Annotated in this window: 26 protein-coding genes and 1 riboswitch; of the genes, 19 read left to right on the top strand and 7 right to left on the bottom strand. The window is 62.5% G+C overall.

The features are described from left to right. Positions 1-436: 436 nt before the first annotated feature. From MESS4_RS14930 to MESS4_RS14955, 6 genes are all read left to right on the top strand, one after another. Complete coding sequence (locus MESS4_RS14930) at positions 437-646, top strand: cold-shock protein (protein WP_006332139.1); 210 nt, start codon at positions 437-439, stop codon at positions 644-646. 240 nt (positions 647-886) lie between these two features. After that, positions 887-1,114 carry a hypothetical protein gene (locus MESS4_RS14935; protein ID WP_006332141.1) on the top strand — a complete coding sequence of 76 codons (228 nt, stop codon included), beginning with the start codon at positions 887-889 and terminating at the stop codon, positions 1,112-1,114. Continuing rightward, complete coding sequence (locus MESS4_RS14940; protein WP_006332152.1) at positions 1,114-1,521, top strand: hypothetical protein; 408 nt, start codon at positions 1,114-1,116, stop codon at positions 1,519-1,521. Before MESS4_RS14935 ends, MESS4_RS14940 begins: the two co-directional genes overlap by 1 nt. 1 nt (position 1,522) lies before the next feature. Then, positions 1,523-1,705, top strand: a complete 183-nt coding sequence (locus MESS4_RS14945; protein WP_036241323.1) for a hypothetical protein — start codon at positions 1,523-1,525, stop codon at positions 1,703-1,705. A gap of 5 nt (positions 1,706-1,710) precedes the next feature. Then, positions 1,711-2,085, top strand: coding sequence for a YkgJ family cysteine cluster protein (locus MESS4_RS14950; RefSeq protein ID WP_006332156.1), 375 nt, complete (start codon positions 1,711-1,713; stop codon positions 2,083-2,085). Positions 2,086-2,354: 269 nt separating this feature from the next. After that, positions 2,355-2,966 carry a LysE family translocator gene (locus tag MESS4_RS14955; protein ID WP_006332157.1) on the top strand — a complete coding sequence of 204 codons (612 nt, stop codon included), beginning with the start codon at positions 2,355-2,357 and terminating at the stop codon, positions 2,964-2,966. A gap of 261 nt (positions 2,967-3,227) precedes the next feature. Here MESS4_RS14955 and groL read toward each other — a convergent pair whose 3' ends face one another. The 3 genes from groL to MESS4_RS14970 form a co-directional block, all read right to left on the bottom strand. Further along, the gene (gene groL, locus MESS4_RS14960) at positions 3,228-4,883 is read right to left on the bottom strand and encodes a chaperonin GroEL (RefSeq protein WP_006332158.1); all 1,656 of its coding nucleotides are present in this window, start codon (positions 4,881-4,883) and stop codon (positions 3,228-3,230) included. Positions 4,884-4,945: 62 nt separating this feature from the next. Next, complete coding sequence (gene groES / locus MESS4_RS14965) at positions 4,946-5,242, bottom strand: co-chaperone GroES (protein WP_006203049.1); 297 nt, start codon at positions 5,240-5,242, stop codon at positions 4,946-4,948. 203 nt (positions 5,243-5,445) lie between these two features. Then, the gene (locus MESS4_RS14970) at positions 5,446-6,243 is read right to left on the bottom strand and encodes a class I SAM-dependent methyltransferase (protein ID WP_006332160.1); all 798 of its coding nucleotides are present in this window, start codon (positions 6,241-6,243) and stop codon (positions 5,446-5,448) included. On the opposite strand from MESS4_RS14970, the gene MESS4_RS14975 reads away from it, so the two are divergent. Beyond that, positions 6,211-7,179 carry a hypothetical protein gene (locus tag MESS4_RS14975; protein ID WP_244441139.1) on the top strand — a complete coding sequence of 323 codons (969 nt, stop codon included), beginning with the start codon at positions 6,211-6,213 and terminating at the stop codon, positions 7,177-7,179. The genes MESS4_RS14970 and MESS4_RS14975 overlap by 33 nt on opposite strands. Positions 7,180-7,265: 86 nt before the next feature. Then, positions 7,266-8,204, top strand: coding sequence for a bifunctional helix-turn-helix transcriptional regulator/GNAT family N-acetyltransferase (locus MESS4_RS14980; RefSeq protein ID WP_006332163.1), 939 nt, complete (start codon positions 7,266-7,268; stop codon positions 8,202-8,204). Positions 8,205-8,243: 39 nt separating this feature from the next. Here the strand turns inward: MESS4_RS14980 and MESS4_RS14985 are convergent, their stop codons facing one another. Continuing rightward, entirely contained in the window at positions 8,244-9,077 is an 834-nt protein-coding gene (locus MESS4_RS14985; RefSeq protein WP_006332172.1) for an AraC family transcriptional regulator, read from the bottom strand. 205 nt (positions 9,078-9,282) lie between these two features. Further along, a riboswitch (cobalamin riboswitch) is annotated at positions 9,283-9,492 on the top strand. Between the two features lie 203 nt (positions 9,493-9,695). Between MESS4_RS14985 and MESS4_RS14990 the strand changes: the two genes are divergently transcribed. From MESS4_RS14990 to MESS4_RS15015, 6 genes are all read left to right on the top strand, one after another. Then, entirely contained in the window at positions 9,696-10,484 is a 789-nt protein-coding gene (locus tag MESS4_RS14990) for an ABC transporter ATP-binding protein (protein ID WP_006332174.1), read from the top strand. 32 nt (positions 10,485-10,516) lie between these two features. Beyond that, entirely contained in the window at positions 10,517-11,464 is a 948-nt protein-coding gene (locus MESS4_RS14995; protein WP_006332178.1) for an ABC transporter substrate-binding protein, read from the top strand. 355 nt (positions 11,465-11,819) lie between these two features. Then, positions 11,820-12,806: an iron ABC transporter permease gene (locus MESS4_RS15000; RefSeq protein WP_081609742.1), complete on the top strand. Its 987-nt coding sequence runs from the start codon at positions 11,820-11,822 to the stop codon at positions 12,804-12,806. Between the two features lie 183 nt (positions 12,807-12,989). After that, positions 12,990-13,466, top strand: coding sequence for a MarR family transcriptional regulator (locus tag MESS4_RS15005; protein WP_006332182.1), 477 nt, complete (start codon positions 12,990-12,992; stop codon positions 13,464-13,466). Then, on the top strand, positions 13,463-14,638 hold the full coding sequence (locus tag MESS4_RS15010) for an HlyD family secretion protein (RefSeq protein ID WP_006332184.1): 1,176 nt from the start codon (positions 13,463-13,465) through the stop codon (positions 14,636-14,638). The genes MESS4_RS15005 and MESS4_RS15010 overlap by 4 nt, the downstream gene beginning before the upstream one ends. A gap of 402 nt (positions 14,639-15,040) precedes the next feature. Next, positions 15,041-16,576, top strand: a complete 1,536-nt coding sequence (locus tag MESS4_RS15015; RefSeq protein ID WP_006332188.1) for a DHA2 family efflux MFS transporter permease subunit — start codon at positions 15,041-15,043, stop codon at positions 16,574-16,576. A 21-nt stretch (positions 16,577-16,597) separates the two neighbouring features. On the opposite strand, the gene MESS4_RS15020 is transcribed toward MESS4_RS15015, so the two are convergent. Then, on the bottom strand, positions 16,598-17,086 hold the full coding sequence (locus MESS4_RS15020) for a CAP domain-containing protein (protein WP_006332196.1): 489 nt from the start codon (positions 17,084-17,086) through the stop codon (positions 16,598-16,600). Between the two features lie 235 nt (positions 17,087-17,321). On the opposite strand from MESS4_RS15020, the gene MESS4_RS15025 reads away from it, so the two are divergent. Further along, positions 17,322-18,146, top strand: a complete 825-nt coding sequence (locus MESS4_RS15025; RefSeq protein ID WP_006332198.1) for a DUF2189 domain-containing protein — start codon at positions 17,322-17,324, stop codon at positions 18,144-18,146. A 62-nt stretch (positions 18,147-18,208) separates the two neighbouring features. Here MESS4_RS15025 and MESS4_RS15030 read toward each other — a convergent pair whose 3' ends face one another. Next, the gene (locus MESS4_RS15030) at positions 18,209-20,158 is read right to left on the bottom strand and encodes a TadE/TadG family type IV pilus assembly protein (RefSeq protein ID WP_051070890.1); all 1,950 of its coding nucleotides are present in this window, start codon (positions 20,156-20,158) and stop codon (positions 18,209-18,211) included. A gap of 314 nt (positions 20,159-20,472) precedes the next feature. On the opposite strand from MESS4_RS15030, the gene MESS4_RS15035 reads away from it, so the two are divergent. Then, complete coding sequence (locus MESS4_RS15035; protein ID WP_006332202.1) at positions 20,473-21,333, top strand: TIGR01459 family HAD-type hydrolase; 861 nt, start codon at positions 20,473-20,475, stop codon at positions 21,331-21,333. 24 nt (positions 21,334-21,357) lie between these two features. Then, positions 21,358-22,341 carry a bifunctional riboflavin kinase/FAD synthetase gene (locus MESS4_RS15040; protein ID WP_006332204.1) on the top strand — a complete coding sequence of 328 codons (984 nt, stop codon included), beginning with the start codon at positions 21,358-21,360 and terminating at the stop codon, positions 22,339-22,341. 2 nt (positions 22,342-22,343) lie between these two features. Here MESS4_RS15040 and MESS4_RS15045 read toward each other — a convergent pair whose 3' ends face one another. Next, entirely contained in the window at positions 22,344-22,898 is a 555-nt protein-coding gene (locus MESS4_RS15045; protein WP_006332205.1) for an HdeD family acid-resistance protein, read from the bottom strand. A gap of 301 nt (positions 22,899-23,199) precedes the next feature. Here MESS4_RS15045 and MESS4_RS15050 point away from each other — a divergent pair, with 301 nt between their 5' ends. Then, positions 23,200-24,696, top strand: coding sequence for a hypothetical protein (locus MESS4_RS15050; RefSeq protein ID WP_157385594.1), 1,497 nt, complete (start codon positions 23,200-23,202; stop codon positions 24,694-24,696). 1,322 nt (positions 24,697-26,018) lie between these two features. Continuing rightward, positions 26,019-26,924 carry an alpha/beta hydrolase gene (locus MESS4_RS15055; RefSeq protein WP_006332211.1) on the top strand — a complete coding sequence of 302 codons (906 nt, stop codon included), beginning with the start codon at positions 26,019-26,021 and terminating at the stop codon, positions 26,922-26,924. Positions 26,925-26,938: the final 14 nt, after the last annotated feature.

Here is a 26,938-nt window from a genome sequence, read left to right on the forward strand (position 1 = left end):
GCGGGTCGCCGAGAAAAATTGCAGGAGACAAATTATGTCTCTTCATTGTCCCGCCGGGTGGACCGCCCTCGCCAACAGCCGCTTTGAGTAGAACTTTGCCGTTCGCGTAGGGCGCCTAGAACGGGGAGGTAGTGCCATATCGAGACCTTCAACCTCAATTTATTCAACGGTCGGAACGGGTCACGGATTGTCGTAGCGCTGCCCAGAAGGAAGGGCATGGAAGGGTCGTGAGCCGATATTCAAATTGAGACACTACCAAAAATTGACATCGCTGGAAAATAAGCGTACAAGAAATATGTCGATGTTTGTTTGAACGACTTTTGTTATCCGCGCGTCAAGCGCGCCTTTGACGAACTTCTCCCATCAAAAATCGAGACAAACGCTGTTGTGCATTCGCGCGACGGCGAACGAATATTTGCCAGGGAAAGGGTTCTTCATGACCACCGGCACAGTAAAATGGTTCAATGCCACCAAGGGTTTTGGTTTTATTCAGCCTGACGATGGTTCGGCAGACGTTTTCGTCCACATCTCGGCCGTCGAGCGCGCCGGCATGCGCGATATCGTCGAAGGCCAGAAGCTCGGTTACGAGATGGTCCGCGACAACAAGTCGGGCAAGATGTCGGCCGACCAGCTGAAGGCGGCCTAAAGCGAATTCAGCCTCGCCGGTGACCACGGATGTACTGGCACCGGTGATTGGCGGAGGAGGGTCAGGCAATGCCTGGCCTTTTTCGTTTCTGGCACAGATCGAAAGAGCGCCGCCCGTCCGCCTGGATGTGCTAAGACGTTTCGGCAATTTGAATCCGACGCCGTATTGCTTTGTGCCTGGTCTTGGCCGAAAGACCGGTCTTGCATGTTTCGGCATCACGCTCCGGACAGGAGGAAGACTTTGACCGCCACTTCGAACAAATCCCGCGATCAGGCCGAATCCATTTTCAGCAAGACCCGCACCCAGTCCATGTCGCTTAACCGCATCATTTCCGAGCAGGATGCCGTCAGCCAGGCTCGGGAAGCCAAGACGGCCCGACTGCGCGAACTGCGTCTGGAAAGGGAAGCCGAAGACATGGCTGCTGCCGCGGCCCTTGTCGCCTCGCCGAAACGCGCGGGCAGACGTTGATGGCCACCAAGCGCGTGCCGCAAACCCCGATCGCCGCCGATGCGACCATCGCCGATATGGTCAATGTCCTGGACAAGCCGGTCGAATATGTCCGGCGCGTGCTGGAAAAGCTGGAGCGCTGCAAGCGCGTCCATGGCGATGCCCAGGTGCGGGTCGGCGTGCGCGGGCGCGCCGAAGCCCCGAACTATCTGATCGAATATGTGCGCGAAACGGCCAAGACCCATGAGCGCGTCACTCATCAGGATGCCGCCTATAGCGGCAGCACGCATCGCGAGCTGGCGCCGCATCATATCGCGGAGGCCAGAAACTGGTCGCCGGAGGAAATGAACATCACGGCGGTCTCGGCGCTGATCGGCCGCCTTCGCAACCCGAATGCGCCATCATCGCGTTTCTCTGACGAGGATTGACATGGCCATCAAGTTTTCAGCCAAGGACCAGCCGACACCTCCCGCTGCTGCCGCCAAGCCAGCCAAGGCGAGCGCGGAGGTGAAGCAGCCGCCTGTCGTGCAGAAACCTGCGGATGCAACGTCCGAGGCCGCGACCGATCTGTTCAAGTCGCCAGTGGACGTTCGCAAGCCCAGGAAGAAATAGCGCCCTTGCCGCCAAGCGCCGATCCGAACCCTGCTGCGCCAGGGCTGATTGCCTTGGTGGCGGCCGAGGGCTTTCCGTCTTCGCGGGAGGGCGTCCTCTTCGACTGCCAGAGCTGCGGTGCCTGCTGTTCCTATTCGGCCGAGTGGCCACGCTTCTCGACTGAGGATGACGAACAGCTTGATCGCATTCCGCAAAAGTATGTCGCCGCCAATCAGTCAGGCATGCGCTGCGAAGGCGTCCGCTGTTCCGCCTTGTCCGGCGAAGTCGGCAAGCACACGGCTTGCGGCATCTACGAGCTTCGCCCGGATGTCTGTCACGCCTGCATGCCCGGCGGCGACGATTGCCTGATGGCGCGCAAGGCGCACGGGCTGCCGGTGTAGGGGCTGCCGTGTTCCTCGCCCCCGCAAAGCGGGGGAGAGGTGGCCGCGAAGCGGCCGGAGAGGGGGCTTTCGCAGGCGGATGACAAGAGAATCTCCGTGCTTTTTGCGCTCAAAATGTGGCCGCGCGACCCCCTCTCCGTCTCGGCTTCGCCGATCCACCTCTCCCCCATAAGGATGGGGGCGAGGAATCGCTAATCGCCACAGCTTGTGCGCACCGGCCTTGCTGGATACCTTGCCGGGGGGCTGGGCCAACGCCGGGAGAAGCATCCGTGAGCATCGAATTCCTGTTGACGTCGCTGATTGTCGTGGCTTCGCCCGGCACCGGCGTTCTCTACACGCTGAGCGCCGGTCTTTCGCGCGGTGCCAGAGCCAGCATCATTGCCGCTTTCGGCTGCACGCTGGGCATCATCCCGCATATGGCGGCGGCCATCACCGGACTGGCGGCGCTGTTGCACACCAGCGCGGTCGCCTTCGAGACGCTGAAATATCTGGGGGTCGTCTACCTGCTCTACATGGCGTGGAATACGCTGAAGGAGAGCGGCGGCTTGAGCGTCGGGCAGGATGCCGCGCCACGTTCGGCCGGCAAGGTGATCACCTCCGGCATCCTGATCAACATCCTCAATCCTAAGCTGTCGATCTTTTTCTTCGCCTTCCTGCCGCAATTCGTCAGCACCACTGAGCCGCATGCGCTGTCAAAGATGCTGGAACTCTCGAGCGTCTTCATGCTTTTGACCTTCGTCGTCTTTGTCGGTTACGGCATTTTCGCGGCCTCGATCCGCAGCCATGTCGTGTCGCGGCCGATGGTGATGACCTGGATGCGCCGCACCTTCGCCGGCGCCTTCGTCATGCTTGGCGCGAAGTTGGCGCTGACCGAGAGGTAGCGCTAGGGCGGAGCAAGGAGCGAAGCGACGCGGCGCAGACCCTAGGATCCATGCCGTGACTGTTGCCGAGGGCTGCAGCGGTACAGAAGGTCTCGCCCGCCGATAGAGACGGCAGCAACATCGCAAACAGGAAAGGGCGGCCTCTCGGCCGCCCTCTCCGTATCTGAAGATGATATGGGCTGGATCAGAAATCCATGCCGCCACTCAAGCCCGCTTGCGGGCTTGAGCAATGTTGGTTCATGGGCGTGCTTATGGATTTCCTCAGAAATCCATGCCGCCCATGCCGCCCATGCCGCCGCCGCCCATGCCGCCAGGCATGCCGCCGCCAGCCGACTCCTTCTTCGGAGCCTCGGCGATCATGGCTTCGGTGGTGACCAGCAGGCCGGCGACCGAGGCCGCGTCCTGGAGAGCCGTGCGCACGACCTTGACCGGGTCGACGATACCCATGGCGATCATGTCGCCATATTCGCCGGTCTGGGCGTTGAAACCAAAGGTCGGGCCCTTGTTCTCGAGGATTTTGCCGGCAACGATCGATGCTTCCGCACCGGCGTTGGCCGCGATCTGGCGGGCCGGAGCCTGCAGCGCGCGACGGACGATGTTGATGCCCGCGGTCTGGTCGGAGTTGGCGCCGACAGCCTTGATGCTCAGCGAAGCGCGCAGCAGCGCGACGCCGCCGCCGGGAACGATGCCTTCTTCGACGGCCGCGCGGGTCGCGTTGAGGGCGTCATCGACGCGGTCCTTCTTTTCCTTGACTTCGATCTCGGTCGCACCACCGACGCGGATCACGGCAACGCCGCCCGCCAGCTTGGCGAGACGTTCCTGCAGCTTCTCCTTGTCGTAGTCCGAGGTGGTCTCCTCGATCTGCTGCTTGATCTGGGCGACGCGGCCCTGGATCTCGGCCTTCTTGCCGGCGCCGTCGACGATGGTGGTGTTCTCCTTGGAGATCGACACCTTCTTGGCGCGGCCGAGCATGTTGAGGCCGACATTCTCGAGCTTGATGCCGAGGTCTTCGGAAATGACCTGGCCACCGGTGAGGATGGCGATGTCTTCCAGCATGGCCTTGCGGCGATCGCCGAAGCCCGGCGCCTTGACGGCGGCGATCTTCAGGCCGCCACGCAGCTTGTTGACGACAAGCGTGGCCAGAGCCTCGCCTTCGACGTCTTCCGAGATGATGACCAGCGGCTTCGAGGTCTGCACGACAGCCTCGAGGATCGGCAGCATGGCCTGCAGGTTGGAGAGCTTCTTCTCGTGGAGAAGGATGTAGGCGTCTTCCAGATCAGCGACCATCTTGTCTGCGTTGGTGACGAAGTAGGGCGAGAGGTAGCCGCGGTCGAACTGCATGCCTTCGACGACTTCGAGTTCGGTCTCGGCGGTCTTGGCTTCCTCGACGGTGATGACGCCCTCATTGCCGACCTTCTGCATCGCTTCGGCGATCATCGAGCCGACCGAAGCATCGCCGTTGCCGGCGATGGTGCCGACCTGGGCAACCTCTTCCGAGGTCTTGATCTTCTTGGCGTTCTTGATCAGCGTCGCGACGACGTCGCTGACCGCGAGGTCGATGCCGCGCTTCAGGTCCATCGGGTTCATGCCGGCGGCTACCGCCTTGTGGCCTTCCTGGACGATCGACTGCGCCAGAACGGTCGCGGTCGTGGTGCCGTCGCCGGCGATGTCGTTGGTCTTCGAAGCGACTTCGCGGACCATCTGCGCGCCCATGTTCTCGAACTTGTCCTCAAGCTCGATTTCCTTGGCGACGGTGACGCCGTCCTTGGTGATGCGCGGGGCGCCGAACGACTTGTCGATGACGACGTTGCGGCCCTTGGGGCCGAGCGTGACCTTCACCGCGTCGGCGAGGATGTTGACGCCGCGCAGCATGCGCTCACGGGCGTCGCGGGAGAATTTTACGTCTTTGGCAGCCATGTTTAACTCCTGGCAGAGGCTCGGATCGAGCCCGAAGATTTAAGTGACGGTGAGGCCGATATTCAGCCGATGATGCCCATGATGTCGGATTCCTTCATGATCAGAAGGTCTTCGCCATTGAGCTTGACTTCGGTGCCCGACCACTTGCCGAACAGGATGCGGTCGCCGGCCTTGACGTCCAGCGGGACGAGCTTGCCGGCTTCGTCGCGGGCGCCGGAGCCGACGGCGATGATCTCGCCTTCCTGCGGCTTTTCCTTCGCCGTATCCGGGATGATGATCCCGCCGGCGGTCTTGGATTCGGATTCGACCCGGCGTACGACCACGCGGTCATGAAGCGGGCGGAACTTCGACTTTGCCATTTTTTCTTCCTCGAATGAGAACGGTGAGAACAGTTCCTCCGTCCGGCGGAGCCGGACAACCAATAAAGGCCGGGCGGAGCCGGACACTTGGTTAGCACTCACCATTGGCGAGTGCTAACGTGGCGGTGAGATAGGCCGGTGGCTTGCGAGAGTCAAGGCTGGCGGAAGCCAAATCGAGGTCATGCCCGCCGCCGATAATGACATTACCGGCGCCTCGGCGATTCAAGCACCAGCAGCGGGCATCGTTCCGCCAGCGGATAAGAGCCGCTTGGCACGACGCGCACATTGTCGAACCAGCCGCTCGCCTCATCGACCAGAACGGTCAGCGTCGCGAAACTGTAGCTCGTGTCGGAGCCAGTGTAGACGTCGATTGTGTTGATCGACGCAATGCTCCATCCTGTCCGTGCGGCCAGGGCCTCGCGGTCGGGGAACATGCCGTCGAACGTGTCGCGGATCGTTCGCACATTGATCGCGAAATCTGAGCCGCCCGTGGTGCACGCCATCGCGATCCGCCATTTGAGCGCGTGGAAATTCTCGATTGCGCCGGCCAGCACCTGTGCTTCGATGCTTGCCAGATCCTCGGTCGTTTCCGGGGCGGCAAACACGCGGATCGCGGCTCGAGCGCCAGGCTTCAACACCCTGGCGATCTCGCCATGCAGCGCATTGCGGGCCGCCTTCGAGGCGACGGCGGACAGGCAGCCGTCGCCGACGACCGCATCGGCACTTGCGCTGCCAACGGGCAGATCCAACCAATTGCCGGTCACCGCCCTCCGCGAGGCGTCGTCGCCGACCCATATGCCGGAAATCATGGCCGCCGACTGATCGACCGCCAGCATCGATCTGCCCAGCACGGCGAGTTCCGGCGTCACTCCCAGGAGCAGGACATCGGCGTTCGCCAGACCGAGTTCACGCTCAAATATGCCGACCGTTTCCGGTGTCGGCCGAAGTGGCGCGTCCAGAAGCCTCCAGTGGCGGTGATAATTGTCCCAATGATTTGTCATTCTGGCCGATTGGAAACCGAGAATTCTAGCTTTGGTATTAGCCATCGCTTAATAGAAATCGGTAGGCAAGCTAAAAGGGCGGCTGTGGCGCGTATCGTCGTGATCACCCATGAACATGACAAGTTCCAGAGCGGTCGCGACATCCTGCTGCGCCCGAACAGTCCGTACATGCTTTTCGATGTTCTTGCGGAGCTGAAAAGACGCGGCCATTCGGTGCGGATTGAGCAAGGTCCGGCCAGGACACACAGCGCAGACATTGCGGTTCTGCATGTCGATGCGACAATCACGCCCGCGGACTATCTCGACTATGCGCAAGGTTTTCCACTCTGCCTCAATGTCGGAACGGCCGACATATCCAAGCGACGGGTCAGCGGCGCGCTGGTAAACCAAGGAGACGCTTGGCAAGGCCCGGTCATCGTCAAAAGCAATCTCAACAATCAGGGCATTCCGGAGAGGTTCCTCAATCGGCGAGCGGAACGGGCGGGCAAACCACCGCCGTTTCCGGGCGTGCCGACACTGCAGCCATATGAGATCTATGGTTCCCTCGGCGATGTTCCGGATGGCGTCTTCGAGCGTGATGATCTGGTCGTGGACAAGTTCATTCCGGAAAAGGAGCCCGACGGCTTCGCGGCGCGGTTCTGGGTATTTTGCGGGGAGAGCGAACGTTGCACCCGCTACGTGTCGCCGAACGCCCTGGTCAAGGCGTCCGAAACGATCCGCCGCGAGCCCGTGCCTGTTCCCGACGAAATGCGCGAGCTGCGGCGCGAACTTGGCTTCAATTACGGAAAATTCGATTTCGTCATGCATGAGGGCAGGGCCGTGCTGCTGGATGCCAACAAGACCCCTGGCCGCCCAAAGAACCTCGTGAAGATGTTCGCGGCCGGCGCCTCTCATCTGGCCGATGGCTTCGAGGGGCTGATCCGGCAATTCGGATAATCGCCCAAATCGCGATGTTCTGGCCGGCCCCGATATACTTGACTAAGTCAAATAAATGATTGATCCTGTGCGGGCAGGAGAATCCCATGACGATTCATCATCACCCCGGCAAGGAGCGGATCGACGCGGTGCGGAGCTTCAACCGCTTCTACACCCGCCAGATCGGGCTGCTCGACGAAGGGCTGCTGAAAAGCGCCTTTTCGCTGACCGAGGCGCGGGTGCTCTATGAGCTGGCGCATCGCGATGGCCTGACGGCCACCGATCTTGCGCGCGATCTCGGTCTCGACCCCGGCTATCTCAGCCGGCTGTTGAAGAAGTTCGAGGAGCGCGGCCTGGTCGAGCGCGCCGCGATAGAAGCCGATGCGCGGCGCTCGTCGATCGTGCTGACGCCGGCCGGGCGGCAGGCCTTCGCGCCGCTTAACCGGGATTCGCACGATCAGGTCGCGGCCTTGCTCGATCGGTTGGCGGCATCGGACCAGGACAGGCTGGTCAAGGCCATGCAGACGGTGCGGCGCCTGCTGGGCGGCGACGGTGCCGAACTGAAGGTTCCCTATTTGCTGCGGCCCTTGCAGGTCGGCGATATTGGCTGGATCGTGCGTCGCCAGGGCCTGCTCTACGCGCAGGACTATGGCTGGGACGAAACCTATGAGGCGCTGGTCGCCGAGATCCTCGGCGCCTTCGTAAAATCCTTCGATCCGAGATGGGAGCGCTGCTGGATCGCCGAACGGGAAGGCGAGGTCGTCGGCTCGGTGTTCGTGGTGCGCAAGTCGGATGCGGTGGCGAAGCTGCGCCTGCTCTATGTCGAGCCTTCGGCGCGCGGCCTCGGCATCGGCAAGCGGCTGGTCGAGGAATGCATCGGCTTTGCCCGTGCGAAGGGCTACAAGACGTTGACGCTGTGGACCAACGACATTCTCGTCTCGGCGCGCCGCATCTATGAGGCGGCGGGCTTCAAGCTTGTCGAGGAGGAACGCCACCATTCCTTCGGCAAGGATCTGGTCGGCCAGAACTGGAACCTGGAGCTATAGCTCTTTTGTCTGAAGCAATTGTCCTCGGCCGGCCCCTCCTCAGTCCTTGACCGGGATCCAGATCTCCAGCCCGCCATTGCCGCTGCGTGCGTCGAATTCGGGGCCATAGCGCTCGAATTCCGGTGCGTCTGAAATCTCGTGGCCGGAGGCCGGCAGCCATTTGTTCCAGATCGTGTTGACCGTGCGGCGGATCGTCGAGATGTGCTCGCGATGAGAAAACACGGCATATTTCCGCGCCGGTACCCGCACGCGGAAAAATTCCTTCGGCAGGTCGGAAAAGTCCGCAACCTCGACGCCGGCGATGTAGTCGAAATTGCCGGCATCGTCGCCGTTGACGCAGACGCCATAGGCGACGTCGCCGATCTCGCCCGGAATGTTGCCGATATAGGGGCCGAAGCGCTGCCATTGCATCGGGATGCCGGCGCTGGTTTCGCAACTGTAGCGTTCGCCGAGGCCGGCGATCAGGAACGGGCGGCTGATCTCAAAGCGCGGCGGTTCGAGAGTGGCAAGCAGGGACTGATCCATCAGGATGGGCTCCACCAGGTCAAGCGTCTTGGTCGAGCCTTGCGCGCGCACCAGTTCCGGCGTGGTGCCGAACTGGTCGCGGAAGGCGCGGGTGAACGCCTCATGCGAGTTATAACCGGCGTCGAGCGCGACCGAGAGGATATCGGGCGCGCCGCTAGCCAGCTTGCGCGCCGCTTCGCTCAGCCGGCGCGAACGCATATAGCCCATCACCGAACGGCCGGTCGCCGCACCAAAGGCCCGCGTCACGTGGAAGCGCGACACGCCGCTGCTTTGCGCGACATCGTCGAGCGAAACCGCTTCCGGCAGATGGCTCTCGACGAACCACAGCGCTTTCTCGGTCGGGTTCATCTGCCTCCTCGCATTGGGCGGATCATGCTGCCGCTTCCGGGCGAGGCCAGTTTGATCGAAATTGCGCGTCGCGCAATAATGCTCCTCATGGTGTTGACAGCACATGGCGGTGCTTATAGCGTAATGTTATTACATATCGCAGCTGACGGCCGCCAACGCCTGCAAGCGCAATCAAAAAAAACGTTGCGGCGCGGTCGGGGGAAATCTAGGCTGAAAGGATGATGGTCCCCGAGTCGAAAGGCGAGGGGTGAAAAGGGAACACGGTGAGATCCGCTTTCGGGTCGAGGCCGTGGCTGCCCCCGCAACTGTAAGCGGCGAGCAACATCCGGAAATGCCACTGGCCGGCAAGGCTGGGAAGGCAGGATGAAGCCGAGACCCGCGAGCCAGGAGACCTGCCATCAGCTGAGTTGACCGGACGGGGTGTGCCGGGAGGAGACGTAAGCCATCGGTCTGTCGTCCGATCGGCTGAGCTTCCTTCCGTCGCCAGTTGAGAAAGTGACGGAAGGTGAGCGTCTCAGAGACCATCCATTGCACCATTGTGTGCGCGCTTTGCCGCGATCCAACCGGTGCGGTTCTGACCCGTATGTCGGGTCCGCGCGATCCAACGGGGCGCCGCTCATGACCGCGTTCCTCCTCGAAGCCCGCGACGTGACCGCGACCGCGAATGGCCGGAACCTGGTTGATGGCGTGAGCCTTTCGGTAACGGCTGGCGACCGTCTCGCCATCATCGGCCCCAACGGCGCCGGCAAGACCACGCTTTTGCGCATGCTGTGCGGCGCACTGCAGCCGAGCGCCGGCGAGGTGCGTCTGTCGGGGCGCCGTCTCGACAGGATCACGCCGGCCGAGCGGGCGCTCAACATGGCCGTTGTCGGCCAGACCGACCAGCCCGATCCCAGGCTCGCTTTGATCGACTATGTCGAACTTGGGCGCGTCCCGCATGCCGGCCTCAGACGCAGGCTGGAAGAGCGCGACATTGTCGTCGAGGCGCTGCGCAGGACGGGCCTGCTGCCTCTGCTTGGCCGCACTATCGGCTCGCTCTCCGGCGGCGAGCGTCAGCGCGCCCAACTGGCACGCGCCATCGCCCAGCAGCCAAAAATCCTGTTCCTCGACGAGCCAACCAACCACCTCGATCCGCGCGCTCGTGGCGAGCTTCTCGAACTGGTCGCTGGCTTCGGCATGACTGTCGTGGCGGTGCTGCACGACCTGGCCCTGGTGGCTCCCTTCGCCACCAAGGTGGCGGTGATGAACAATGCCCGGCTGCATGCGCTGGCCGCACCGCACGACGCGCTGACACAGCAGTTGATCCGCGACGTGTTCGGCATCGATGTGTTCCGCCTGCGCCACCCGACCGAAGACCGCGAGCTTACCGTCTTCGACGTCCCCAACCGTGCGTCCTCGTCATCCTGACAACCTTCCCCCGAACCCAAGGAGCAACATCCGTGAAGCGCTTCGTCCTCTCTCTTGCCTTTTCGCTGCTGGCTTCGGCGGCCTTTGCCTTTCCGGTCACCGTCGACAGTTGCGGCAAGCCGCTGACCTTCGACGCGCCGCCCAAGCGCGCCGTCATCCAGGACCTCAACATGACCGAGATGGCCTTCGCGCTGAAGCTGCAGCCGTCGATCGTCGGCCTGACCGGCATCACCGGCTGGTACAAGGTCGGCCCCGAATTCAAGGCCGAGCAAGGCTCGATCCCGGAACTCGCGCCAAAATACCCGACACTCGAAAACCTGATCGCGGTCGAGCCGGATTTCTTCTTCGCCGGCTGGTATTACGGCATGAAGCCGGGCGGCGAGGTGACGCCCGACACGCTCGCCCCGCACGGCATCAAGACGCTGGTGCTGACGGAAAGCTGCGTCCATCTCGACAAGAACCGGCCCGCCGCCTCGATGGATCTGCTCTATGGCGACGTCGAAAAGCTGGGCAAGATCTTCGGCAAGGAGGCCGAGGCGGAAAAGCTTGTTTCGGGCTGGAAAGCGCAACTCGCCGAGATCACCGCGAAGGTCGGCGACCGCAAGGGCACGCGCGTCTTCCTCTATGATTCCGGCGAAGACAAACCCTTCACCGCGGGCAGGTTCGCCATTCCGAGCGCCATGATCACTGCTGCCGGCGGTGACAACATCATGGCCGACATGGAGACGAGCTGGGGCAATACGGATTGGGAGACGGTGGCGGCCCGCAACCCGCAATTCCTCATTCTGCTCGATTACCAGGACGGTGCCGGCTACAAGAAGCTGCTTGATTTCTTGAAGGCCCACCCGGCGATGAAGGAGACCGACGCGGTCAAGAACGAGCGCTTCGTGGCGCTGCGCTATGCCGAATTGACGCCCGGACCCGCCAACGTCGAGGCGATCGGCAAGATCGCCAGGGCGATGCATCCGGAAGCGTTCTGATTCTGGCGTCGAAGTTCTGGTCAGAGATGCTCGCGTTGACGAATCGCATGCCTTGGAGATTGGCCGAAACGCCCATCGCTTCGTCATCCTGGGGCGGAGCAAGGAGCGCAGCGACGCGGCGCAGACCCCAGGATCCATGCCTTGACTTCAAGGCGCTGCTGCGGTGCAGAATTCTGCTCCGTGGCACTCTTCGCCCAAGGTTACGGCATGGATCCCAGGGTCTCCGCGACGGAGCTTCGCTCCTGCTTCGCCCTGGGATGACGAAGTTGGAGAGGCTTCGACCAATCTCGAATGCCGGCGAAGCAATGGCATGCGTGAAAACGTGAGCTTGCTGCATAAGCCATTCCTACCGGCCATGATCGCGGGAGCGGCAGCGATGGCCGCTCTTGCGCTGTTGTCGATCGCCTATGGCTCGACGGTGATCCCGCTGGCGGACGTCGTCGGCGCGCTGGCGCATGCGGTCGGATTGGACACGCATCCGGTCTCCGGACCGGTCGGCAGCATCGTCGTCGATCTCAGGCTGCCGCGCACGCTGCTGGCGATCGCTGTCGGCGCCGGCCTTGGCGTCGTCGGCGCGTTGCTGCAGACCGTGACGCGCAACGATCTCGCCGACCCGTTCCTGTTCGGCCTGTCCTCCGGCGCGGCCGCCGGGGCGGTGTCGGTCATCACCGTTTTCGGCGACAGTTTCGGCATCTGGACCTTGCCCGTTGCCGCCTTCACCGGCGGCATGCTGGCCGCTGCAATCGTCCTTGTGCTGGTGTCGCGGGTGAGAGGGCAAGGCCCGGAACGATTGATCCTGGCCGGGCTTGCCGTCTCCTTCATCTTCACCGCGCTCACCAACTATCTCGTCTTCGCCGGCGACCAGCGCGCCGCCCATTCGGTGCTTTTCTGGACCATGGGCGGGCTCGGGCTGGCGCGCTGGGACAATATCGGCCTGGCCGCCCTTGGCGCGGCCATCATCCTCTCCTATGGATTGCGGAACCACCGCAGGTTCGATGCCTTCCTTGCCGGCGAAAACGCCGCCGAAAGCCTCGGTGTACCGGTGGCGCGCATGCGGCGCACGACCTTTCTCGTCGCGGCGTTGGCGACCGCGATCCTGGTTTCGGTCGCCGGCGTCATCGGCTTCGTCGGCCTGATGATCCCGCATCTGTGCCGGCCACTGGCGGGCCCGTTGCATCTGCGTCTGATCGCAAGCTCGGCGCTGTTCGGCGCGGTGCTGCTTTTGGCCAGCGACCTTCTGGCACGCACGCTGCTGCCGCCGCAGGAGCTGCCGATCGGCATCATCACCAGCTCGCTCGGCGCCTTCTTCGTGGTCACGATGCTTATTCGCAATCGCCTTTGATTTGCACCAGGCCGGGCCACAAGCGGCGCCGAGGAGGATTGGAATCGCGCTCAGGGTATCAAGCGCTCTGCCGTTCATGAATCGCTAACCATGACAGCATCGCACGGTTGCCATGCAGGTTTGCCGGCTTCTGGGCAGAATGCCGCACTTGAATCATAAGCACGCTTATTATATATATCGCTCATGGTTTCCGACGGCATCGACAGATTAGGCTTTTTGATCCACGACGTGCAGCGCCTGATGCGCAAGCGCTTCGAGGCGCGCGCCAGCGGGCTTGGTCTTTCCTCGGCGCAATGGCGGCTTATGGTCCGCGTTGCCAAGGAAGAAGGCATCACCCAGGCGCGGCTTGCCGAGCTTCTCGAAATCGAGCCGATCAGCGTCTCGCGCCTGGTCGACCGCATGGAAGAGGGCGGCTGGATCGAGCGCCGTTCCGACACCGCCGACCGCCGCGTCCGCATGATCTTTCCGACCGCCAAGGCGAGCGAGGCCTATGCCGAGGTCAAGAGCCTGGCCGGCGAAGTCTATGAAGTTTCGCTGACCGGCGTGTCGCCGGAAGATCGCCGCGTCCTGATCAAGGCGCTGGATGTGATGGTCGAGAACCTGACGGACGCCGAGGCGTCCTGCGTAAAAGTAAAGAGTGCGGAAGGCGCAGCAGCATGAACGCGGTAGCCAAGATAGACGACAATGTGGCCGAGCTGGAGATGGAAGCTCCCACGCAGCCGGCGGCAACCCCCGTGGCGGTCACTCCGCCGGTGGCACCGGCGCCGGTGGCGCCCAGGAAGAAGCGCCGCCTTGGCCGTTTCCTGCTGATGGTCGCGCTGCCTGCCGCGCTGATCGCCGGCGGCGCTTACGTCTGGGTGACCGGCGGCCGCTATCAGGAAACCGAGAACGCCAATCTCCAGCAGGCCAAGGTGTCGATCGCCTCGGATACGGCGGGCCGCATCGTTCAGGTCGATATCGCCGACAACCAGTCTGTCAAGCAGGGCGATGTGCTGTTCGCCATCGATCCCGAGCCTTACCGGATCGCGCTGGCCCAGGCCGACGCGGCGGTGGCCGGCGCGCGCCTCAATGTCGAGCAACTGCGCGCGGCCTATAGCCAGGCGACGTCGCAGGAGAAATCCGACGCCAGCGAAGTCGGCTACGCGCAGTCGCAATACGACCGCGCCGCCGACCTCTCCCGCAAGGGCATCAACGCCAAGTCTTCGCTGGACGAGGCCAGGAACGATCTCGACAAGGCCAAGCAGCAACTGGCTGTGGCCCAGCAGGGTATCGTCAGCGCCAAGGCGGCACTTGGCGGCAATCCGGACATCGAGACCGACAAGCATCCGACCGTGATGGCGGCACTCGCCGCGCGCGACAAGGCCGCCTATGATTTGGCGCAAACCACGGTCAAGGCGCCCGCCGACGGCGTCATCAGCCAGGCCTCTTCGTTCAAGGTCGGCCAGTATGTCGGCTCGGGTACGCCGCTGTTTTCGCTTGTCGAAACCGGCGACACCTGGATCGATGCCAATTTCAAGGAAACCCAGCTCACTCATATGAAGCCCGGCCAGAAGGCCGAGATCGTGGTCGACACCTATCCGGGCCGGACTTTCGAGGCCGCCGTCAAGGCGATCGGCGCCGGCACGGGGGCGGAGTTCTCGCTGCTGCCCGCCCAGAACGCCACCGGCAACTGGGTCAAGGTCACCCAGCGCATTCCGGTCCGCCTGGAACTGACCGACGCCGACGCCAAGATGGCGCTGCGCACCGGCATGAGCGCGACCGTCACCGTGGATACCGGCGTTGCCCGCGGCTTTCCCAAGATCTTCGGCCACGCCACGGCGGGCGAGCACTAAACATACTCGCCACTCTGGCGAGGTGAATGACAGGATTGGTCCGATGGGAGGTTGGCGAAGGGTTGAGGGTTTGAACCGGGCCGCGTTGCGGCCTGGCCGGAGCCTGAACAACCCAGCGCGGGACCCTTCGGTCCTCAGGTTTCCGGGCGGCGGGCGCCCGTTTTCTCGAGACGCTCGGTCGATGTAACCCCCACATCGATAGTCGCGTCCCACCGCGATGAGGGTCTCTCCACACGGAAGGCCTCGCCGCCCGGAAACCTAATGCATGTCGCGCAAAAGTGCGCAGTGGTTTTGCGACAACGACATGCATAAAAACAATAACTTAAGCGCGTCGCATAATTCCGATCTGACGCGACGCGCTTCAGTGTACACGTTTTTGTTACCTGTCGGAAGTTCCGCATCATGAGCACGCCAGAAGCCTTTCGCGAAGTACCGCACCGCGGCCTGATCACCGTTGCGCTCATGCTGGCGACGATCATGCAGGCGCTCGACACCACGATCGCCAACGTCGCGCTGCCGACCATGACCGGCGATCTTGGCGCCTCTCCGGACAACATCAACTGGGTGCTGACTTCCTACATCGTTGCCGCCGCCATCATGACGCCGGTGACCGGCTGGCTGGCCGACCGCTTCGGCCGCAAGGAACTGTTCCTGACGTCGGTGGTCGGCTTCACCATCTTCTCGATGCTGTGCGGCATCGCCTGGAGCCTGGAGACCATGGTGTTCTTCCGGTTGATGCAAGGCGTGTTCGGCGCCGCGATCGTGCCGCTGTCGCAAACCTTCCTGCTCGATATCAACCCGAAGGAACGCCACGGCCAGGCCATGGCCATCTGGGGCGCCGGCATCATGCTGGGCCCGATCCTGGGCCCGACGCTCGGTGGCTGGCTGACCGAGAATTTCAACTGGCGCTGGGTGTTCTTCATCAACCTGCCGGTCGGCATCCTCGCCTTCCTTGGCATGGCCGCCTATTTGCCGGCCGTTGCAAGGCGCATACGCAGCTTCGATTTCTTCGGCTTCGCCATGATATCGCTCGGCGTCGGCGCGCTGCAGCTGATGCTGGATCGCGGCGGCGAGGTCGACTGGTTTTCCTCGGTCGAGATCTGGATCGAACTCGGTCTTTCGCTGACCGGCTTCTGGGTGTTCATCATTCACACGGTGACGGCGGAACATCCCTTCATCGACCCCAAGATCTTCCTCGACCGCAATTTCGTCGCCGGGCTGGCGTTCATCTTCGTCATGGGCGTGCTCATCCTTGCGAGCATGTCGCTGCTGCCGCCAATGCTGGCGACCATCTTCGGCTATCCGACCATGACCATCGGTGTCGTCATAGGTCCCCGCGGCATCGGCACCATGGTTGCGATGCTCCTGGTCGGCCGCATCATGAACAAGGTCGACGCCAGAATCCTCGTCGTCATCGGCTTCCTGCTCACCGCGCAGTCTCTCTACACCATGGCCAGCTTCACGCCGCAGATGGACAACTGGCTGATCCTCTCCTCCGGCGTCATCCAGGGCCTGGGAATGGGCATGGTGTTCGTGCCGCTGTCGACCGTGGCCTTCGCCACGCTCGACGCGCGCTACCGCACCGATGCCACGGCGCTATTCAGCCTGGTGCGCAATCTTGGCTCGTCGATCGGCGTCTCGGTCGTGACGGTTCTTCTGGTGCGCAACACGCAGGTCAACCACAGCGAGCTCTCGGCCTTCATCAACCCGTTCAACCCGAACCTGTGGGCGGTCTCGCCAGCGGCGGCAGGCGGCGATCCAACAGCACTTTCCCAGATGGACAGAATGGTCAATATCCAAGCGATGATGATCTCTTACATCAACGACTTCAAGCTGCTGATGATGATGACGCTGCTTGCCGTCCCGTTTGTCTTCCTGCTGCGCAAGCCAAAGGCTGGTCCGGCCGCCGGTGGCGCGCCTGCCGCGCATATGGATTGATGAGCGGGCAGGGGGACAGGTCTATTTCCCCAGCACGAGGCACCAGTAGCGGATCTCGCTGTCGCGTCCGTCGCGGACATAGGCGAGGCCGAAGCGGGTGAAGCGCGGATCGAGCATATTGCGGCGGTGGCCTGCCGAACGCATCCAGATGTCGAACAGTTTCTGCTGGTCGAAACGGCCTTCGGCGATGTTTTCGGCTGCCGCCCCGGCAATGCCGTTGTCCTTGACGCGCGAGGCAAAGTCCTTGCCCCAGCCGACGGTGTGATTCATGCGGCCGCGCCCGGCCATATAGCTGGCCTGCTGCAGCGCCGCCTGTTCGAGTTGCTGATCCGGCGCGAGTGGCCCGAGCCCGGCGCTAGCGCGGATGCCGGCCAGCGTGCCGGTGGCAGAGGCGGAGACACCGGCGCCTTCGCCGGTCGGAAGTGATACGGTGCCGCAGGCGGCGAGCCCGGCCAGCGCGGCAAGGCCGACGCCCCTGAGCAGCGTGCGCCGGTTCAGAACCGGGTGCATCTGGCCGGAGCCGGATTGTGCGGGAGAACAATTGGCGATTTCGATCATGCTTGCCTGACATAACGGCGATCATGGCTTTTGCCGGGCAGGATGGTGAAATCGCTTGATGCCAGCCAGGATGCCATCGACTTGGCGACAACCGCCCCTAAATCGACTACCATAGTGCTTGTACGAGAAGTGGCAGCTATGGGCGGCCATCCAGGCGGTGACCGCCCCGACACACGGGAGGAAGGTTATGGCCGGCTTTCATGTCATGGCGGACGCACGTGGAATGCACGTGCAGCCCACGGTGCGCCGCATCACCAGCGCGGATCTCTGGGATGCGCTGCGGCTCGGCGCCGACGATTTCTGGGCCAAGCCCTCGCATTACGTGTTCCTGTGCCTGATCTATCCGATCGTTGGCCTGATCCTGACGCAATGGTCGTCCGGTTCCAACGCCATCCAACTTATCTATCCCTTGATGTCGGGCTTTGCCCTCGTCGGCCCGTTTGCCGCCATCGGCCTCTACGAGATCAGCCGCCGGCGCGAGCTCGGCATGAACACCGACTGGCGGCATGCGCTGGATGTGCGCCGCTCGCCGGCGCTGCCGGCGATCGCGGTGATCGGCATCACGCTGCTCGCTTTGTTCCTGCTGTGGCTGTACACGGCCCAGGCGATCTATACCGGCCTGTTCGGCGACCAGCCGCCGGCCTCGATCGGCGCCTTCATCCGCGAGGTTCTGACGACCAGCAAGGGCTGGACGCTGATCCTGCTCGGCAATGCGGCCGGCTTCGTCTTTGCGGTGGTCGTGCTGGCAACGACTGTCATCGCTTTTCCGCTGTTGCTCGACCGCGACGTCGGGGTCGTCTCGGCCATCGAGACCTCGGCGCGCGCGGTGATGGCAAACCCGCTGCAGATGGCGCTGTGGGGCCTGATCGTCGCCGTGCTTCTGGTCTTGGGCTCGATCCCGCTGTTTGCCGGGCTCGCAGTCGTCATGCCGATCCTCGGCCACGCGACCTGGCATCTCTATCGCAGGGTGGTCGAGCCGGAGCGGGCGCAGCAGATAAGGCGGCCAATGTAGGCCGGCAGGCCAGAGGGGGCGCTGTCCCGCCAGCCGGTCATTTCTGGGCGACGGCCCACCCCTCAACCGACGATGCGCAGGTTCGACAGTTCGTTGGCGATTTCCTTGAAATTGTCCGACAGCGTGGCCCCGGTCGCGTTCCAGAACAGCTTGGCTGGCTTGGTCGGGTCGGTCGCATCCTTGCGGAAGCGCGAGTCCGAGGAACATTTTTTCAGCGCGTCGAGCGCATTCTTGTCGTCGGTGGCCGACAGGTCGAGCGCCACGGTCATGACGAGAATGTTCGAGTTCTTCGCATTGGCGCAAAGGGTCTGCATCTGCTCGTCCAGCGCGGCGGTGTAGTTGCCGCTGGTATAGGTGGTCTTGTCGACATCGTCGCTTGTGTTCATGAACAGCCGGGTCACGCTTCCCGCCCCCGGATATGTCAGGCCGGTATAACCGTAAGCGGCGTAGGTCGACCTGTTGTTGGCATAGTTGCCGTCGCTGACGGCGCTGTAGGTGTTGGCGCCGTCGGTCAGCACGATGACCACCTTGTCGTTGCCCCGTTCGTTGTTCGGCCGCCCGTCGGTGAACGGTTCGTTGCTCGACACCGTCCGCCAGCCCCAGGCCAGGCCCTCCGGCACGTTGGTGTTGCCGTTCGGCGCCATGGCGTCGATGGCGTCCTCGATCTCCTGTTTCTCGGCAAGCTGGCTCACATCCTTCAGCGGCGTGATCGGGTTGGTCGTGCAGGAAGAACTCGGACCATCGCCCGCGGCGGCCGATTTCGAGCCGTAAGGCTTGACCAGGAAATATTTACGCATGTCCGACTGCCGTTGCGCGGCGGTCGGATCGGCGGTGTAGGGCCAGTCGGCCCACCAGTTGTTGCCGTAATTATAGGACATGCTGTCGACGTCGTTGGTGCCGTCGCGGTTGAAATCGCGCCACAGCGTGCCGGCTTCGTCAGGCGCGAACATCGGCACGAACAGCGTGGCCGGATTTGCGCTTTCCGGCGTCGTGTCGTCGTCATTGTAGGGATACGGCCTCGCCTCCACGCAGCCCTGCCAGCTCGCATAGCGGCTGGTGGTATAAATGTACTCCGGGGTGGTCCAGTGGCCGGTCCGGCAAGTGCCGTTTCTCCTGTATTCGTCGCAGATATATTGCTTGGTGTTTGGCACCTCTTCGCGGCCGGATTCGACCGTCATGTCGGCGTACAGGCTGAAGCGGGTCAGCGGCTGGTTTTCGGTGTCACCCCAGCCGGTGCCGCGCTTGTACCAGACGCCGCCGATCTTCTCGGCGTATTTGTCTGGATCATTGGCCGCGGTCATCACCGTCCAGTCGAAATCCTCATGCTGGATCGGCGAGATGCCGTCCTGATCCATCCATCTGTCTTCGTCATGGGTGGGGCCGACATTGACCGAGGCGGCGAATGGCACGAGAGAGAACTGCACCGGTTTGCTGATCTGCTTCATCTGTTGCGCCTGCAGCGCCAGGGTTCCGACAAGCTGCTTGGCGGCCGCCTTCAACAGGTCTATCCGCTTCTGGCCGGTGCCTGAGCCGAGATAGTCCATCGAGCCGGAATTATCGATCACGAGGGCGACTTCCAGCGTGTTCTTGAGGCGGATGTCCGAGCACGCGGTGTAGGTTGTATCCTTGGCGGTCCCGCCGATCAGCATAGCGGCGGCCGGCAGAAAATAGGGATGGTACGTCAGGGCGCTGCAGAGCTTCAACGTGCCGCCGCCCGCATTGTTGTTGGGCAGGGTGACGGTAAGCACCGCATTCGCCGGATCGACGGAACTGAGATTGGCCTCGAAGAAATTCTTGGCATAGGCCTTGGCATCGTTGTCGCTTGCGCCCTCGACGATCTGCTGAGCGGTGGCGATGCCGGCGGCGTCCAGGGCGTTCAGCGCGTCCTGCTTCTGGCGGAGCAGTTGCGAGTAGTCGATGCTGAGTGCCAACCCGCCCATCAGCGGCACCATGGTGATGACCGTCATCAGCGTGTAGTTACCGCGCCGATCCCGCCAGAATTTGCCCAACATGTCCTTGATTGCCCCCAGCAAGCCCCAGTTATCGCTGGACATTGTCATCAATCGCTAAATTTCAGATTGCTAAAATATATCCAAGATGAGCTCGTCTTTTCAAAGCCGGTTAACTATTCCTCCGGCCCGGTCCATGGCCTTTCCTGATCCACCACTGGCGAGATGGTGGGCTTTGGATACACGGAGCATTTATGTCGATGCCAGCCGCCATTGGCGAAAGCTGGTGACAGGGTTAAGAGCTTCAGCTATCCAAACCCGGCTGCGGCGGACCGTCGGCGGCGACTCCTGCAAACATCATGACCTGGGAAAATGGTATGGCGCATTCGCCCGACATCATCGGCTCGCTCGCGGATTTGTCGGGTGCATACGCGGCCATCCTTTGCGATGTCTGGGGCGTGGTCCACAATGGTGAATGGCATTTCCCCGCGGCGGCCGAGGCGCTGGCCACCGCGCGCGCGACGAAAATACCCGTGGTTCTCATCACCAACTCACCGCGCCGAAGCGCTGACGTGGTGGCGCAGATGAATACGATCGGCGTTCCGGCGGCCGCCTATGACCGCGTCGTCACCTCCGGCGATGTGACCCGCGACCTGATTGCGGAGGGGCCGCGAAAGATCTTCCATATCGGCGCGGACCGCGATTTCACGCTCTATGACGGCCTTGACGTCGATCTTGTCGAGGAGTTCGAGGCCTCCGGCGTGGTCTGCACCGGCCTGTTCGACGACGAGGTGGAAAAGCCGGAAGACTATGCCGATCTCCTGCGGCGGCTGCGCGCCAGGAACCTGCCCTTCATCTGCGCCAATCCCGATATCATGGTCGAGCGCGGCCAGCGGATGATCTGGTGCGCGGGGGCACTTGCCCGCGACTATGCCCAGCTTGGCGGACGCACGCTGATTGCGGGAAAGCCTTTTGCGCCGGTCTATGATGTCGCGCTGAAGGAAGTCGCCGAATTGCTCGGCCGCCCGGTCGAGCGCTCGCAAGTGCTGGCCATAGGCGATGGCATGATGACCGATATCAAGGGCGCTGCCGACAATGGCTTCGATGTGCTCTACGTATCGGGCGGCATCCACGCTCGCGACTATGGCGATCCGCTGCAACCGGATCCGGCCAGGCTGGCCGCCTTTCTGGAAAAGCATGGTTACCGGCCGGTCGCGGTCATTCCGAGCCTGCGGTAGGGTCGTTCCCATGGAAACCTCGAAATGACCGAAGCCTTCGAACGCATTTCCGCAACCTCGCCGCTGCCCCCCGGTTTGCGCGGCGGCGTGGTGGCGATCGGCAATTTCGACGGCGTTCACCGCGGCCATCAGGCCGTGCTCGAGCGCGCGCTGGCCGAGGCTCGGCGACGTGGCGTGCCGGCCCTGGCGCTGAGCTTCGAGCCGCATCCGCGAAAGGTGTTCCGGCCCGACATCCCGCTGTTCGTGCTGACGCCGCCGCCGATGAAGGCGCGGCTTTTGTCGCTTCTGGGTTTTGCCGCGCTCGTCGAACAGCCGTTCACGCGCGACTTCGCTTCCTTGTCGGCGGAAGCCTTCGTGACCGACGTGCTGGACCGGAATCTCGGCATAAGTCATGCCGTGACCGGTTTCGATTTCCATTTCGGCAAGGACAGGCAAGGTGGCCCGGCCTATTTGATGGCGGCCGGCGAACGCCACGGCTTCGGCGTCACCCTGGTCGACGCTTTCCGCGCCGAGGGCGCCGAGGTGGTGTCGTCGAGCCGCATCCGCACGCTGCTCTGCGAGGGCGAGGTGGCAGAGGCCGCCGGCCTGCTCGGCTACCGCTTCACGGTTGAAAGCGAAGTGATCGGCGGACAGCGGCTTGGCCGCACGCTGGGCTTTCCGACCGCCAATATGAGGCTTTCAGCGGAAGCGACCCTGAAGGAAGGGATTTATGCCGTTCGCTTTCGCCGCGCCGACGGCACGCTGCACGACGGCGTGGCCAATTTCGGCCGCCGTCCGACCGTTGACGACAATGGCGCGCCGCTTCTGGAAACTTTCGTCTTCGACTTTTCCGGTGATCTCTACGGCGAGATCTGCGCGGTGTCCTTCTTCGGCTACCTGCGCTCAGAGGTGAAGTTCGACGGGCTCGACGCGCTGGTCGCGCAGATGAAGCGCGACGAGGCCGAGGCGAGGGCACTGCTCGCCGGCGTCAGCCCGCTTTCCGAGCTCGACGCCGCCATTACTTTCTGAACCTACTTCTTCAACGCCAGGCCGACGGCGATGAAGGTCCAGCCCTGGAAGATCAGGTCGATGGCGAGGAACAACCCCAGCACCCATAGGCTGTTGACCGGCCAGCCCATGGCGATGACCAGGCCCGCCAGCGCGCTGATGACGCCGGCCGCGACCAGCCAGCCCCAGCCTTTTTCCGGCTTGTGCTTATAACCGACCCAGGCCCTGAGCACGCCTGAAGCGACAAGGGCGACCGCCAGCAGGAAAGTCAGAACCGCCGAGGCCAGCAGCGGATTGTAGAAGGCGAAGAACCCTGCGACGGCATAGAGAAGCCCGCTGAGCAGCCAGTAGAAGAAGCGGCTCCATGTCTTGACGCCGAAAGCATGGATGATCTCGATGACGCCGGCCATCAGCATCAGCCAGCCGACGACATAGACCGAGGCGACCGTGGCGATGAACAGATTGCCGAAGGCGATGCCGCCGAAGATCAAAAGCAGCACGCCGAGTGCCACGAACCATCCCCATTTCGCTTTCGTCTGGCTGATTGCATCTTTCAAGGCGTCGCCTTGCAATGTCATCGCCCTTCTCCCTCGAGGTTATCTGGCCTTTTGCCGGCTTGGAAAGTAACGCCGATAGGCTTGCCCGTAAAGCGAGCAGCTTGCGAGCGCCACACCCATGCCTAAGCGATCCGCCTGCGCAGGCAGCCTTTCCGGAATTTCAGACAACCCCAGAGTATATGAACGAAAGTTTCGTTCGTTCGAATGACGAAAAGTAAGAGATAGGAGATAACCTCTAGGTGGCGCGGCATCCAGCGCCGCGGCGTGCAGTAAGTGGAGAATACAATAGCGGTGAGGGCCGCGCGGTCAGTGGGTTTCAGTGATGATTCATGTGCAGAGCACCAGGTCAAAATGTCTCCGCTGTGACTTCATCTTTATTAAACGACGGCCTTTGATTTTATTTCACGAGATACGTGGCAGGGGGTGTAACGCCCTGCTGTCCCTCGTCCCGTTAATCCTCATTCTGCTGTTGGCATCTCCGGCAAAAAGTCAGTTGGCGCCAGAAGCGTCAGGGATTGCCGCGGCTAACGACAGCTCGTCGGTCGTGGTTTCGGACCACACCGATATCGAGAAGGAACCGGGCAAGGCGCAACCTGGCGCGCTCGGAACCGAGGAGGCCTTACGCCGCGAATTGGCCGCGGCACGAGCGGAGCTGGGTAAGCAAGCACAGGCCTTAGAAGCGCAGCAGCGAACAGAGGAAGCGCTCGCGCATAGTCTGGAGACGGCGCAGCGTGTTATCGAAAATCTCAAGGTGGCAGCCAGTCTCTGGGACAGCGCGAAAGGCGACATGCCTGGAGCGCAACCCTCCATCCAAGCCTCTCAGGCTTCCGCGAAGCGAGCGCTTGATGACGAGCGCCAGAAGGTTGAGCTCTTGGAACAAGAACTCACCACGGCTCGTCAAACTATCGATGCTCTTAAGACCGGCGCAAATCTGGCCGCGGTCGAGCAGGCCAACGCCGTAAAGGACCGACAAGAGACCGAGGCCGCTTCAAGGCAAGCTGGAGAAGCACCCGAACTGGAACGCGAACGAGCAGATTCAGCTGAACGTGACCTCGACATTGCTCGCAAGGAACGCGATGCCTTAAAGCAGAACTCGATAGAATTGAGTGCGGCGCTGGACCAAGAGCGTGAAAGGGCTACTGGTTTGGCCCGCAGCCTCAATGCCGCGCGTGAGGCACGTGAGGCAATTGACATCGTGAAGGATAAGCGTCGCACTGCGGCTGTGGAAGCCTCTCAGGCTTCTGCGAAGCGAGCGCTTGATGACGAGCGCCAGAAGGTTGAGCTCTTGGAACAAGAACTCGCCACGGCGCGTCAAACTATCGATGCTCTCAAGAAAGGCGCAAATCTGGCCGCGGTCGAGCAGGCCAACGCCGTAAAGGACCGACAAGTGGCCGAGGCCGCTTCAAGGCAAGCTGGAGAAGCAGTCGCACTGGAACGCGAACGAGCAGATTCAGCTGAACGTGACCTCGACATTGTTCGCCGGGACCGCGATGCCTTGAAGCAGAACTCGATAGAATTGAGTGCGGCGCTGGACCGGGAGCGTGAAAGGGCTACTGGTTTGGCCCGCAGCCTCAATGCCGCGCGTGAGGCAATTGACATCGTGAAGGACAAGCGTCGCACCGCCGCTGCGAAGCGCGCGCTGAAAGCACGTACCCCCGCGAGTGCACTTGCAAGTGCATTGTCGGATTCGGGCGTCCAACCAGCCCATAAACCGCGCTCGCAGAAAAAACAGAAAGTGAAGTACCGAAAGTCGCCGCAACCTGAGGTGCTGGCTATCGAACTTCCTGCACCATTGCTCCCAACGCGGCCACTGAACTAGCTCGGCCTGCGCCGGTGCCGACGAGGGAGTTGAATGTATGCCGCACGGGAGTATCAAAATGAAAAAATATGTCGCAGCCGCGTTGACGATCGGGATCGCAATAGGGCCTGCCTCGGTTCTTGGCGCAGGTTTGGGCGGTAAGGCCGGCGGTCTCGGGATCGGTGGTGGAGTGAGCGTTGGTTCGCAAGGCGTGTCTGCGGGCGTGGGCTCGAGCGTCGGCGGCATAGGGATCGGTGCTGGCGCGAGCGTCGGTTCGCAAGGCACATCCGTGGGAGCTGGCACAAGCGTCGGCGGTGTCGGGGTCGGTGCTGGCGTGAGCGCCGGCCCGCAAGGCACATCTGTGGGAGCGGGCGCGAGCGTCGGCAGTGTGGGCGGAGCAAACGTTGGCGCTTCGGTCGGCGCAGGATCAGTCGGCGCAGGCGTTAGTGGCAATGTCGGCAGCACAAGCGGAAGCGTTTCGACCGGCAGCGGCGTGGGCTCCAATGCCAGCAACAATCCAAGCAACACCAGTGGAAGCGTTTCAGCGGGAATTGGTGTGGGCGCCGGTCCGTCCGCCGACAACAAATCGGTTGCCGCTAGTCCGCCCGCGGTCGCGAAAGCCATTGTCCCCGCCAAGACCACCAGGCAATCGATCTCCCTGCCATCCGTCCTCAGGCCTTCGAGGACAGGCCAGGGTAACTCGACCGTGGGGTATCCCTTTGGATCCCTGGGACCACTGAAAGTGATACCCGGTACGCCAGCCGCGGTCGTGCAAGCCTGCCGCGCGGCGATCATTTCCGCGGCGACACCGCTTGGCGCTGTCCGTGTCCGTGCGGTAAGCGCGGGTGCCTTGCGTCAACGTCGAGGTGCACTCATGGCCCCGATCAAGGTGCGAATAGACTACGCAAGAAAAGGTGGCATCGAAGTCCGGCAGGCGAAGGTCGGTTGTCGCCTCAATACGGCGGGCAGGGTCACTGCAATAATATAGCTCCAGGCCTGTAAGAGGGACACACGGCGCTCTGCCGAGGTCGCTCGCGGTCGTCGACCTGCGGTCGGCCCCACTAAGCTGAATACAAACTCAGCTTTCTAGCCCTATTATCTAGGAAGCAGACATTCGCTTCCGGCCCATTTCGGGTCGTTCAATAGTACCCGTCGCGAGGGCAGCCCCTCGCGCAAAGCAGCCGTCGGGCCATGTCGGCTTTTGATCCAGGACCGACCTCCAAATGCCGCGCAAGCGCCAGGCGCATCCTGATAGACCATATTTGCAAGCCGGCATTGGCGCTTTATGGATAGGCTGCTGCTGTCCGCCGTTTTCCACGCTTGGCGAGACTAGGGACGCAAAAATGAGCGATGTCGACGAACAGCTCGATCTGAGGGAGATCAATGCCGTCCGCAAATTGCTGACGTCAAAGCCACGACCAGTGGGCTGGGACGAACGCCGGGCGCGGCTCGACGAGGTCGGTTCCGTCTGGCCGATCGCGGATGACATCCGATGCGAGGATGTGGTTTTCGACGGCCTCGCGGGAGAGTGGTCCCTGGCGCCCGGGTGCGACAGGGATGAGGTTTTGCTCTTTTTCCACGGAGGCGGCTACTGCTCGGGCTCGCTCAAAAGTCATCGTCGAATGGTGACCGAGGCAGGTCGAGCAATGGGGATGCGCACCCTCGCGATCGACTATCGACGCGCACCGGAACATCCTTTCCCTGCGCAGCATGAAGACGCGCTCACGGCATGGCGCTTTCTGAGCCGGCAAAGGGTCGCGCCGGATCGCATCGTGGTTGGCGGAGACAGTGCGGGCGGCAACCTCACTTTGTGCTTGGCCAGTATATTGCGCGCGGCAGGCGAGCGGTTACCGCGATGTCTTTGGCTGGTTTCGCCCTGGACGGACCTTTCGATGTCCGGCGCGACACTGTCGACCAAGGACGCGATCGACCCCATTATTCACCGGGCATATTTGGAGGAACTGGCGGCCGCCTATGTCTCCCATGGCTTTGATCGGCGCGATCCCCTGATCTCGCCGTTGTTCGCCGATCTGAGCGGATTTCCCCCAATGCTGATACAAGTCGGTTCGGCTGAGACGCTGTTGTCGGATGCAACGCGGCTCGCGGAAGCCGCTGGCGTGGCTGACGTCAAAGTACGTCTCGAAATTTGGCCGCATATGATTCACGCTTGGCCGGTTTGGAATGCGGGATTGAGTGCCGGTCGCCGCGCTCTTCACAGCACGGGCATGTTTGTCCGCGAATATTTATAACCCTTGGGTGAGCA

Source organism: Mesorhizobium sp. STM 4661, from assembly GCF_000359125.1.
In the GTDB taxonomy this organism is placed as follows: Bacteria; Pseudomonadota; Alphaproteobacteria; order Rhizobiales; family Rhizobiaceae; genus Mesorhizobium.

Excerpts from the sequence above, each read along its gene's own strand:
- MESS4_RS14930 (WP_006332139.1), top strand. The coding sequence starts at position 437 with ATGACCACCGGCACAGTAAAATGGTTCAATGCCACCAAGGGTTTTGGT.
- MESS4_RS14940 (WP_006332152.1), top strand. The coding sequence starts at position 1,114 with ATGGCCACCAAGCGCGTGCCGCAAACCCCGATCGCCGCCGATGCGACC.
- MESS4_RS14945 (WP_036241323.1), top strand. The coding sequence starts at position 1,523 with ATGGCCATCAAGTTTTCAGCCAAGGACCAGCCGACACCTCCCGCTGCT.
- groL (WP_006332158.1), bottom strand. The coding sequence starts at position 4,883 with ATGGCTGCCAAAGACGTAAAATTCTCCCGCGACGCCCGTGAGCGCATG.
- groES (WP_006203049.1), bottom strand. The coding sequence starts at position 5,242 with ATGGCAAAGTCGAAGTTCCGCCCGCTTCATGACCGCGTGGTCGTACGC.
- MESS4_RS14970 (WP_006332160.1), bottom strand. The coding sequence starts at position 6,243 with ATGACAAATCATTGGGACAATTATCACCGCCACTGGAGGCTTCTGGAC.
- MESS4_RS14980 (WP_006332163.1), top strand. The coding sequence starts at position 7,266 with ATGACGATTCATCATCACCCCGGCAAGGAGCGGATCGACGCGGTGCGG.
- MESS4_RS14985 (WP_006332172.1), bottom strand. The coding sequence starts at position 9,077 with ATGAACCCGACCGAGAAAGCGCTGTGGTTCGTCGAGAGCCATCTGCCG.
- MESS4_RS14990 (WP_006332174.1), top strand. The coding sequence starts at position 9,696 with ATGACCGCGTTCCTCCTCGAAGCCCGCGACGTGACCGCGACCGCGAAT.
- MESS4_RS15000 (WP_081609742.1), top strand. The coding sequence starts at position 11,820 with ATGATCGCGGGAGCGGCAGCGATGGCCGCTCTTGCGCTGTTGTCGATC.
- MESS4_RS15005 (WP_006332182.1), top strand. The coding sequence starts at position 12,990 with ATGGTTTCCGACGGCATCGACAGATTAGGCTTTTTGATCCACGACGTG.
- MESS4_RS15010 (WP_006332184.1), top strand. The coding sequence starts at position 13,463 with ATGAACGCGGTAGCCAAGATAGACGACAATGTGGCCGAGCTGGAGATG.
- MESS4_RS15015 (WP_006332188.1), top strand. The coding sequence starts at position 15,041 with ATGAGCACGCCAGAAGCCTTTCGCGAAGTACCGCACCGCGGCCTGATC.
- MESS4_RS15020 (WP_006332196.1), bottom strand. The coding sequence starts at position 17,086 with ATGCACCCGGTTCTGAACCGGCGCACGCTGCTCAGGGGCGTCGGCCTT.
- MESS4_RS15025 (WP_006332198.1), top strand. The coding sequence starts at position 17,322 with ATGGCCGGCTTTCATGTCATGGCGGACGCACGTGGAATGCACGTGCAG.
- MESS4_RS15030 (WP_051070890.1), bottom strand. The coding sequence starts at position 20,158 with ATGTTGGGCAAATTCTGGCGGGATCGGCGCGGTAACTACACGCTGATG.
- MESS4_RS15035 (WP_006332202.1), top strand. The coding sequence starts at position 20,473 with ATGGCGCATTCGCCCGACATCATCGGCTCGCTCGCGGATTTGTCGGGT.
- MESS4_RS15040 (WP_006332204.1), top strand. The coding sequence starts at position 21,358 with ATGACCGAAGCCTTCGAACGCATTTCCGCAACCTCGCCGCTGCCCCCC.
- MESS4_RS15045 (WP_006332205.1), bottom strand. The coding sequence starts at position 22,898 with ATGACATTGCAAGGCGACGCCTTGAAAGATGCAATCAGCCAGACGAAA.
- MESS4_RS15050 (WP_157385594.1), top strand. The coding sequence starts at position 23,200 with ATGATTCATGTGCAGAGCACCAGGTCAAAATGTCTCCGCTGTGACTTC.
- MESS4_RS15055 (WP_006332211.1), top strand. The coding sequence starts at position 26,019 with ATGAGCGATGTCGACGAACAGCTCGATCTGAGGGAGATCAATGCCGTC.